At 72.2% G+C, this 9,107-nt stretch carries 9 protein-coding genes; 8 read left to right on the plus strand and 1 reads right to left on the minus strand.

All coding sequences use genetic code 11. The features are described 5' to 3' along the window. The 3 genes from ACWEN3_RS33945 to ACWEN3_RS33955 all read left to right on the plus strand — a co-directional run. Positions 1-971: sensor histidine kinase (locus ACWEN3_RS33945; RefSeq protein ID WP_452978768.1), on the plus strand; the 971-nt coding region annotated here is incomplete at its 5' end. Between the two features lie 62 nt (positions 972-1,033). After that, the gene (locus ACWEN3_RS33950; protein WP_452978770.1) at positions 1,034-1,708 is read left to right on the plus strand and encodes a response regulator; all 675 of its coding nucleotides are present in this window, start codon (positions 1,034-1,036) and stop codon (positions 1,706-1,708) included. A gap of 72 nt (positions 1,709-1,780) precedes the next feature. Then, entirely contained in the window at positions 1,781-2,971 is a 1,191-nt protein-coding gene (locus ACWEN3_RS33955) for a cytochrome P450 family protein (RefSeq protein WP_452978773.1), read from the plus strand. Between the two features lie 10 nt (positions 2,972-2,981). On the opposite strand, the gene ACWEN3_RS33960 is transcribed toward ACWEN3_RS33955, so the two are convergent. Beyond that, positions 2,982-4,004 carry a Gfo/Idh/MocA family protein gene (locus ACWEN3_RS33960; RefSeq protein ID WP_452978776.1) on the minus strand — a complete coding sequence of 341 codons (1,023 nt, stop codon included), beginning with the start codon at positions 4,002-4,004 and terminating at the stop codon, positions 2,982-2,984. A gap of 130 nt (positions 4,005-4,134) precedes the next feature. Between ACWEN3_RS33960 and ACWEN3_RS33965 the strand changes: the two genes are divergently transcribed. The 5 genes from ACWEN3_RS33965 to ACWEN3_RS33985 all read left to right on the plus strand — a co-directional run. Beyond that, the gene (locus tag ACWEN3_RS33965; RefSeq protein ID WP_452978790.1) at positions 4,135-4,872 is read left to right on the plus strand and encodes a GntR family transcriptional regulator; all 738 of its coding nucleotides are present in this window, start codon (positions 4,135-4,137) and stop codon (positions 4,870-4,872) included. Between the two features lie 160 nt (positions 4,873-5,032). Then, on the plus strand, positions 5,033-6,037 hold the full coding sequence (locus ACWEN3_RS33970) for a sugar ABC transporter substrate-binding protein (RefSeq protein WP_452978779.1): 1,005 nt from the start codon (positions 5,033-5,035) through the stop codon (positions 6,035-6,037). Further along, positions 6,034-7,104, plus strand: coding sequence for an ABC transporter permease (locus ACWEN3_RS33975; RefSeq protein WP_452978782.1), 1,071 nt, complete (start codon positions 6,034-6,036; stop codon positions 7,102-7,104). The genes ACWEN3_RS33970 and ACWEN3_RS33975 overlap by 4 nt, the downstream gene beginning before the upstream one ends. Next, complete coding sequence (locus ACWEN3_RS33980) at positions 7,101-7,892, plus strand: ATP-binding cassette domain-containing protein (protein ID WP_452978785.1); 792 nt, start codon at positions 7,101-7,103, stop codon at positions 7,890-7,892. The genes ACWEN3_RS33975 and ACWEN3_RS33980 overlap by 4 nt, the downstream gene beginning before the upstream one ends. 107 nt (positions 7,893-7,999) lie before the next feature. Further along, the coding region (locus ACWEN3_RS33985) for an ROK family glucokinase (protein ID WP_452978788.1) at positions 8,000-9,107 on the plus strand (1,108 nt) is incomplete at its 3' end.

Genomic DNA, 9,107 nt, shown 5'->3' on the forward strand with positions numbered 1-9,107 from the left:
GGCCGGTGGGCCTGGCCGCCGCGATGGTGGTCGTCGGCACGGTGTCCGCCACCTCCGGCTGGGCCGCCATGGTCGCCCTGTTCACCGTCGCCGTGCACCGGCCCTTCCGGTACGTGGCCTGGATCGGCGGCGCCGAACTCGCCCTCGTCCCCGTCTACTACTGGCTGCGCCCGGGAACCGACCTGCCCTACGCGGTCACCGTCCTGATCGCCATGCTGCTCACCGTCTCCGTGATCGGCTGGGGCATGTTCGTCCGCTCCAAGCGGATGCTGATGCTGAGCCTCAGGGACCGCGCCCACCGGGCGGAGACGGAGGCGCGGCTGCGCGCCGAGCAGGCGCAGCGGCTCGCCCGCGAGGACATCGCCCGCGAGATGCACGACGTGCTCGCCCACCGGCTCACCCTGCTCAGCGTGCACGCCGGCGCCCTGGAGTTCCGGCCGGACGCGCCCCGCGAGGAGATCGCGCGGGCCGCCGGCGTCATCCGGGAGAGCGCCCACGAGGCGCTCCAGGACCTGCGGGAGATCATCGGCGTGCTGCGGGCGGGCGAGTCCGAGGAGGCGGCCGGCGGGCGGCCCCAGCCGACGCTGGCCGCGCTGGACACCCTGGTCGCCGAGTGCCGTGAGGCGGGCATGAAGCTCGTCCTCGACCACCGGGTCGCGGACCCGGGCGCCGTCCCCGCCTCCGTGGGCCGCACCGCCTACCGCATCGCCCAGGAGGCCCTCACCAACGCCCGCAAGCACGCCCCCGGCACCGAGGTCACCCTCCGCCTCGCCGGCACCCCCGGCGACGGCCTCACCCTCACGGTCACCAACCCGGCCCCGCCCGCCGAGGTCCCGCCCGTCCCCGGTTCCGGCCAGGGCCTGATCGGCCTCACCGAACGCGCCACCCTCACCGGAGGCCGCCTGGTCCACGGCCCCACGACCGAAGGCGGCTTCGAGGTACGGGCCGTGCTCCCGTGGACGGCGACGTGACCACGCCGGCTCCTTTCCCGGGACCCCGGCGGCGCCCCGCCGTGCGTGATTTCGTGAACCCCATGACTGCGACGCCGATCAGACTGCTCCTCGTGGACGACGACCCCCTCGTACGGGCCGGTCTGGCGCTGATGTTGGGTGGGGCCGAGGACATCGAGATCGTGGGGGAGGCCGCCGACGGGGGCGAGGCCGAGACGCTGGTCGAACGGACCCGACCGGACGTCGTCCTGATGGACCTGCGGATGCCCGCCGTGGACGGGCTCACCGCGACAGAGCGGCTGCGCGCCCGGGCGGACGCCCCGCAGGTCGTGGTCCTGACCACGTTCCACGCCGATGAGCAGGTGCTGCACGCCCTGCGCGCGGGCGCCGCCGGCTTCGTCCTGAAGGACACCCCGCCCGCCGAGATCGTCGACGCCGTGCGCCGGGTCGCGGCCGGCGACCCGGTCCTGTCGCCCGCCGTCACCCGGCAGTTGATGCGGCACGCGGCCGGCACCGCCGCCGACGCCCGGCACACCCGCGCGCGTGAACGGCTCGCCGGGCTCAACGACCGCGAGCGCGAGGTCGCCGTCGGCGTCGGCCGCGGCCTCGCCAACGCCCAGATCGCCGCCGAACTCTTCATGAGCGTGGCCACCGTCAAGACGCACGTCTCCCGCGTCCTCGCCAAGCTGGGCCTGAACAACCGGGTCCAGATCGCCCTGCTCGCGTACGACGCGGGACTCCTCCAGGACGGGCACTAAGCGGGCGCCGCGGACGTTGTCCAGGCACCGGGAAGCGCCCGGGCGGCCTCGGGGGAGTCCGGAAGGGGAGCCATGGACAGGCAACAGGTGGTCGATCTGGGGGAGTTCGGAGACGCGTTCCGCCGGGATCCCCACCCGGTCTACGCCCTGCTGCGCGAGCGGGGCCCCGTGCACAGGGTCCGGCTGCAGGGGACCGACGAGGGCTACGAGACCTGGCTCGTCGTGGGCTACGAGGAGGCGCGTGCCGCCCTGGCCGACCCCCGGCTGGCCAAGGACACCAGCAAGAGCGACACCTCGCTCTACGACGAGGAGCTGATCGGCAGGCACATGCTGCTCAGCGACCCGCCGCAGCACACCCGGCTGCGCGGTCTGGTCGCGCGCGCGTTCACCATGCGCCGGGTGGAGGAGCTGCGCCCCCGGATCCAGCGGATCACCGACCGGCTGCTCGACGAGATGCTGCCGCACGGCCGCGCCGACCTCATCGACGCCCTCGCCTACCCGCTGCCCATCACCGTCATCTGCGAGCTGCTCGGCGTCCCCGAGATGGACCGCGCCGAGTTCCGGAAGATGTCCACCGAAGTGGTCGCCCCGACCAGCGCGGAGAGCGAGTACGACGCCTTCGTCCGGCTGACCGGATACCTGACCGACCTGATCGAGGACAAGCGGTGCGCCGGACCCTCCGGCGACCTGCTCAGCGACCTGATCCGCACCACCGCCGAGGACGGCGACCGCCTCTCCCTCAAGGAGCTGCGCGGAATGGCCTTCCTGCTGCTGATCGCGGGTCACGAGACCACCGTCAACCTGATCGGCAACGGCGTGCTCGCCCTGCTCACCCACCCCGAGCAGCTCGCCGCGCTGCGCGCCGACCCGAGCCTCCTGGACGGCGCGGTCGAGGAGATGCTGCGCCATGAGGGACCGGTGGAGAACGCCACGTTCCGTTTCGCCGCCGAGCCTCTGGAGATCGGCGGCACGGCGATCGCGCGGGGCGACCACGTGATGATCGGGCTGTCCGCCGCCCAGCGCGACGGCGCCCGGTTCACCGACCCGGACCGCTTCGACATCCGCCGCGACACGCGCGGTCACCTCGCCTTCGGCCACGGCATCCACTACTGCCTCGGCGCGCCCCTGGCCCGCCTGGAGGGCCGTGTCGCCATCGGCTCCCTCCTGGAGCGCGCCCCCGGCCTCGCCCTCGACGGCCCGCCCGGCGAGTGGCTGCCGGGCATGCTGATGCGAGGGGTGAGAAGCCTGCCGGTGCGCTGGTAGCGGCGCCGGCTCAGCCGTAGGACGGCTGGACCCGGTCCGGGATCTCCGCGAGCGTCACCTGGCGCCGCTCCCGGCGGGAGACCTCGCAGGCCTCGGCGATCCGCAGCGCCTGCAGGGCCTCCCGGCCGTCGCACGGGTTGGTCCGCGAGCCGCGCACCACGTCCACGAAGGTGTTCAGCTCGGCCTCGTAGGCGGGCCCGAACCGCTCCAGGAACCCGGTCCACGGCTTGTCCGCGGGCGGCGGCCCGGTCGGTTCGGTGGACGCGAGCGGCGTACGGTCGTCCAGGCCGACCACGACCGTGTCGCGCTCTCCGGCCAGCTCCATGCGCACGTCGTAGCCGGCGCCGTTCATCCGGGTCGCGGTGGCCGCGGCCAGGGTGCCGTCGTCCAGGGTGAACAGCGCCGCCCCCGTGTCGACGTCCCCGGCCTCGCGGAACATCGCGGGACCGGCGTCCGACCCGGTCGCGTAGACGTCGGCCACCTCACGGCCCGTCACCCAGCGCAGGATGTCGAAGTCGTGGATCAGCGTGTCGCGGAACAGACCGCCCGACAGCGGCAGCCACGCGCGCGGGGGAGGGGACTGGTCGCACGTCATGGCCCGTACGGTGTGCAACCGCCCGAGCCGCCCCGCGCGCACAGCCTCCCGGGCGCCGGCGTACCCCGCGTCGAACCGCCGCTGGAAGCCCATCTGCAGCACCGTGCCGGCCGCCTCCACCTCGGCGAGCGCCTGGAGCGTGCCCGCGAGGTCCAGGGCGATCGGCTTCTCGCAGAAGACCGGCAGGCCCGAGCGGGCCGCCCGGCCGATCAGTTCGGCGTGGGCGGCCGTGGCCGTGGTGATCACCACCGCGTCCACGCCCCACTTGAAGATCTCGTCCACACCCGGCGCCGCCGTCTCGCCCAGCCGGTGCGCCAGCCCCTGTGCCCGCGACGGATCCGCGTCCGTCAGGATCAGCGATCCGACCTCGCGATGCCGGCTGAGCGTGTTCGCGTGGACGGTGCCGATGCGGCCCGTACCGATGACCCCGATGCGCATGGGAACAAAGTGAAGGCCGACCCCGCACCCTGTCAATGCAAATGTCCGGACAATCGGACTACACGACTTCCCGTCAACCAATCACGGGGCTACGCTCGGGGCCGTGCCCAAACCAGATGTGGACCCGACCGTGTCGCTCGACCTCCATGTGGACCGAAGCTCGCCGGTGCCGTTGTACTTCCAGCTCTCGCAGCAGCTGGAGGCCGCCATCGAGCACGGCAGCCTCACCCCCGGCAGTCTGCTGGGCAACGAGATCGAGCTGGCCGCGCGCCTCGGCCTGTCCCGGCCGACCGTCCGCCAGGCCATCCAGTCCCTCGTGGACAAGGGGCTCCTCGTCCGCCGCCGGGGCGTCGGCACCCAGGTCGTGCACAGCCAGGTCAAGCGCCCCCTCGAGCTGAGCAGCCTCTACGACGACCTGGAGGCGGCCGGGCAGCGGCCCGCGACCAAGGTCCTGGTCAACACCGTGGTGCCGGCCTCCGCCGCGGTCGCCGCCGCGCTCGGCGTCGCCGAGGGCGGTGACGTCCACCGGGTGGAGCGGCTCCGCCTCGCGCACGGCGAACCGATGGCGTACCTGATCAACCACCTGCCGCCCGGCCTGCTCGACCTGGACACCGGCCAGCTGGAGGCGACGGGCCTGTACCGGCTGATGCGCTCGGCCGGGATCACCCTGCACAGCGCCCGCCAGTCCATCGGCGCCCGCGGCGCCACGGCCGCGGAGGCCGAGCGGCTCGCCGAGACCGAGGGCGCCCCGCTGCTCACCATGCAGCGCACCACCTTCGACGACACCGGCCGCGCGGTCGAGTTCGGCGACCACACCTACCGCCCGACCCGCTACTCATTCGAGTTCCAGCTGCTCGTACGGCCCTGACACCCGTCGGCCTGGTCGCAATGTCCGGACAATGCGACCGCTGCCCGCTCCCCTGCCATGTCAGGGGTGTCACCCATGTTCGATACTGGAGCGTTTGGGGCCGCTGACGTGATCACGGCCCCTTGCGTACGTACGAACACGGCAAGAAGGGCACGGCCTCGTGGCACGGATTCGGAGCTGGGCGGTCCTCGCGCTCGCGGGGGCACTCTCGCTGTCCCTCACGGGATGCAGCAGCACCGGCGGCAAGCGGGCCGAGGACGCCCGCAAGGCCGCCGCGGCCCAGGGCAGGGCGGCGGTGAACACCCCCCGCTGGACCTTCGCGATGATCACCCACTCGGGAGACGGCGACACCTTCTGGGACATCGTGCAGAGCGGCGCCAAGCAGGCGGCCGTCAAGGACAACATCAACTTCCTGTACTCGCACGACGCCGACGCCCAGCAGCAGGCGCAGCTCGTGGACGCGGCGGTCGACAAGAAGGTCGACGGCATCATCGTCACCCTCGCCAAGCCGGACGCGATGAAGGCCGCCGTGACCCGCGCCGAGAAGGCCGGCATCCCGGTGATCACGGTCAACTCCGGCTCGGAGGAGTCCAAGGCCTTCGGCGCCCTCGCCCACATCGGCCAGGACGAGACCATCGCCGGCGAGGCCGTCGGCGACGAGCTGAACAAGCGCGGGCGGAAGAAGGCCCTGTGCGTGCTGCACGAGCAGGGCAACGTCGGGCACGAGCAGCGCTGCGACGGCGTCGCCAGGACCTTCCACGGCACGCTGCAGAAGCTCTACGTCAACGGCACCAACATGCCCGACGTGCAGTCCGCCGTCGAGGCCAAGCTCCAGGCCGACCGGTCCGTCGACGCCGTCGTCACCCTCGGCGCCCCGTACGCCGACACCGCCGTCAAGGCGAAGGGTGACGCCGGCAGCAAGGCCGAGATCGACACCTTCGACCTCAACGCCCAGGTCGCCGCCGAGCTGAAGAACGGCACCCTCGGCTTCGCCGTGGACCAGCAGCCGTACCTCCAGGGCTACGAGGCGGTCGACCTGCTGTGGGCCTACAAGTACAACGGCGACGTCCTCGGCGGCGGCAAGCCGGTCCTGACCGGCCCGCAGATCATCACCAGGGACCAGGCGGCCGCGCTGGCGCAGTACACCGAGCGGGGCACCCGATGAGCACGACCGTCGAACGGACGGCCGACGAGCAGAAGTCTGACGAGCGGAAGGCTGACGAAAGGATTCTGCGGACCTCGCCGGCGAAGCGGCTGCTCTCCCGTCCGGAACTGGGCTCGGTGGTCGGCGCACTCGCCGTCCTCGTCTTCTTCGCCCTCACCGCCGACGGCTTCCTGCGCGCCTCCAGCCTCAGCACGGTCCTGTACGCCTCCTCGACCATCGGCATCATGGCCGTACCCGTGGCCCTGCTGATGATCGGCGGCGAGTTCGACCTGTCGGCGGGCGTCCTCGTGACGTCGTCGGCGCTGATCTCCTCGATGTTCAGCTACCAGATGACGGCGAACACCTGGGTCGGATTGGGCGTGTCCCTCCCGGTCACCCTCGCCGTCGGCGCCTTCAACGGCTTCATGCTCACCCGCACCCGGCTGCCCAGCTTCATCATCACGCTGGGCACCTTCCTGATGCTGACCGGCATGAACCTCGGCTTCACCAAGCTGATCGACGGCACGGTCTCCACCAAGACCGTGGCCGACATGGAGGGCTTCCCGAGCGCCCGCGCCGTCTTCGCCTCGACGATCACCGTCGGCGGCGTCGGCTTCAAGGTCACCATCCTGTGGTGGCTCGGCCTGGTCGCCCTCGCCTCCTGGATCCTGCTGCGCACCCGCGCCGGCAACTGGATCTTCGCGGTCGGCGGCAACGCGGACGCGGCCCGCGCGGTCGGCGTGCCCGTGGCGAAGACGAAGATCGGCCTCTACATGGGCGTCGCGTTCGGCGCCTGGATCTCCGGCCAGCACCTGCTGTTCTCCTTCGACGCCGTCCAGTCCGGCGAGGGCGTCGGCAACGAGCTGATCTACATCATCGCGGCCGTCATCGGCGGCTGCCTGATCACCGGCGGCTACGGCAGCGCCGTCGGCTCGGCGGTCGGCGCGCTCCTGTTCGGCATGACCAGCAAGGGCATCGTCTTCGCCGAGTGGAACCCCGACTGGTTCAAGTTCTTCCTCGGAGCGATGCTGCTCCTCGCGACCCTGCTCAACCACTGGGTCCGCAAGCGCGCGGAGGCGACGACATGACCGGGACCACCGAGCGCACGCCGCTGGTCGAGCTGACCGGCGTCGGCAAGCACTACGGCAACGTCCGCGCCCTCGCGGGCGTCTCGCTGGAGGTCCACGCGGGCGAGATCACCTGCGTCCTCGGCGACAACGGCGCGGGCAAGTCCACCCTGATCAAGATGATCGCGGGCCTGCACCAGCACGACGACGGCACCCTGCGCCTCGACGGCGAGGAGACCCGCCTCACCTCCCCGCGCGCGGCCCTGGACCGGGGCATCGCCACGGTCTACCAGGACCTGGCCGTCGTTCCCCTGATGCCGGTCTGGCGCAACTTCTTCCTCGGCTCCGAGCCCCGCAGGGGCGCCGGCCCCTTCAAGCGCCTCGACACCGACCTGATGCGCCGCACCACCCGCGAGGCGCTGCTGCGCATGGGCATCGACCTCAGGGACGTCGACCAGCCCATCGGCACCCTCTCCGGAGGCGAACGCCAGTGCGTCGCCATCGCCCGGGCCGTCCACTTCGGCGCCAAGGTCCTGGTCCTGGACGAGCCGACGGCGGCCCTGGGCGTGAAGCAGTCCGGTGTGGTCCTCAAGTACGTGGCGGCCGCCCGCGACGAGGGCCTGGGCGTCGTTCTGATCACCCACAACCCGCACCACGCCTATCTGGTCGGCGACCGGTTCGTCCTGCTGCGCAGAGGCACGATGGTGGGCAATCACACACGGAACGAGATCACTCTGGACGAACTGACCCGGCAGATGGCCGGCGGCTCCGACCTGGAGGCCCTGCGCCACGAACTCCGGCGTGGCTGACGGGAGCGGGGGACCGCGCGATCGCCCGCGCACGGCACTGATCGCGCGCCCCCCGTCTCCTGACGCGTACGGCACTCATACCCCACGGTGAGGCACAATCGAGCCCGATGAGCACCTACCGCGACCTCACCGCCCCCATCGGCTCGCGCCGAGCCCCGGTCCTGCGGACCGTCGGCACCCGCGAGCGCCGGTCCCACCTGACCGCACCCCGGGTGCCGACGGTGGGCATCGACATCGGCGGCACCAAGGTCATGGCGGGCGTCGTGGACGCCGACGGCAACATCCTGGAGAAGGTCCGCACGGAGACCCCGGACAAGTCCAAGAGCCCCAAGGTCGTCGAGGACACCATCGTCGAACTGGTGCTTGACCTGTCCGACCGGCACGACGTGCACGCGGTCGGCATCGGCGCCGCCGGCTGGGTCGACGCCGACCGCAACCGCGTCCTGTTCGCGCCCCACCTGTCGTGGCGCAACGAACCGCTCCGGGACCGCCTGAGCGGCCGGCTCTCCGTGCCGGTCCTCGTGGACAACGACGCCAACACCGCCGCCTGGGCGGAGTGGCGCTTCGGCGCCGGCCGCGGCGAGGACCATCTCGTCATGATCACCCTCGGCACCGGCATCGGCGGCGCCATCCTGGAGGACGGCCAGGTCAAGCGAGGCAAGTACGGCGTCGCGGGCGAGTTCGGCCATATGCAGGTCGTGCCCGGCGGCCACCGCTGCCCGTGCGGCAACCGCGGCTGCTGGGAGCAGTACAGCTCCGGCAACGCGCTCGTCCGCGAGGCCAAGGAACTGGCCGTCGCCGACTCCCCGGTGGCCTACGGGATCATCGAGCACGTCAAGGGCAACATCGACGACATCAGCGGCCCGATGATCACGGAGCTGGCCCGCGAGGGCGACGCCATGTGCGTGGAGCTGCTCCAGGACATCGGCCAGTGGCTGGGCGTCGGCATCGCCAACCTCGCGGCGGCCCTCGACCCGTCCTGCTTCGTGATCGGCGGCGGTGTCAGCGCCGCCGACGACCTGCTCATCGGCCCCGCCCGGGACGCCTTCAAGCGCCATCTCACCGGCCGCGGATACCGCCCCGAGGCCCGCATCACCCGCGCCCAGCTCGGCCCCGAGGCCGGCATGGTGGGCGCCGCCGACCTGGCCCGGCTGGTCGCCCGCCGGTTCCGCCGCGCCAAGCGCCGCCGGGTGGAGCGGCACGAGCGCTACGAGC

The sequence above is a fragment of the Streptomyces sp. NPDC004561 genome (assembly GCF_053602155.1).

Coding starts and splice junctions, on each gene's coding strand:
- ACWEN3_RS33950 (WP_452978770.1), top strand. CDS start 1,034: ATGACTGCGACGCCGATCAGACTGCTCCTCGTGGACGACGACCCCCTC.
- ACWEN3_RS33955 (WP_452978773.1), top strand. CDS start 1,781: ATGGACAGGCAACAGGTGGTCGATCTGGGGGAGTTCGGAGACGCGTTC.
- ACWEN3_RS33960 (WP_452978776.1), bottom strand. CDS start 4,004: ATGCGCATCGGGGTCATCGGTACGGGCCGCATCGGCACCGTCCACGCG.
- ACWEN3_RS33975 (WP_452978782.1), top strand. CDS start 6,034: ATGAGCACGACCGTCGAACGGACGGCCGACGAGCAGAAGTCTGACGAG.
- ACWEN3_RS33980 (WP_452978785.1), top strand. CDS start 7,101: ATGACCGGGACCACCGAGCGCACGCCGCTGGTCGAGCTGACCGGCGTC.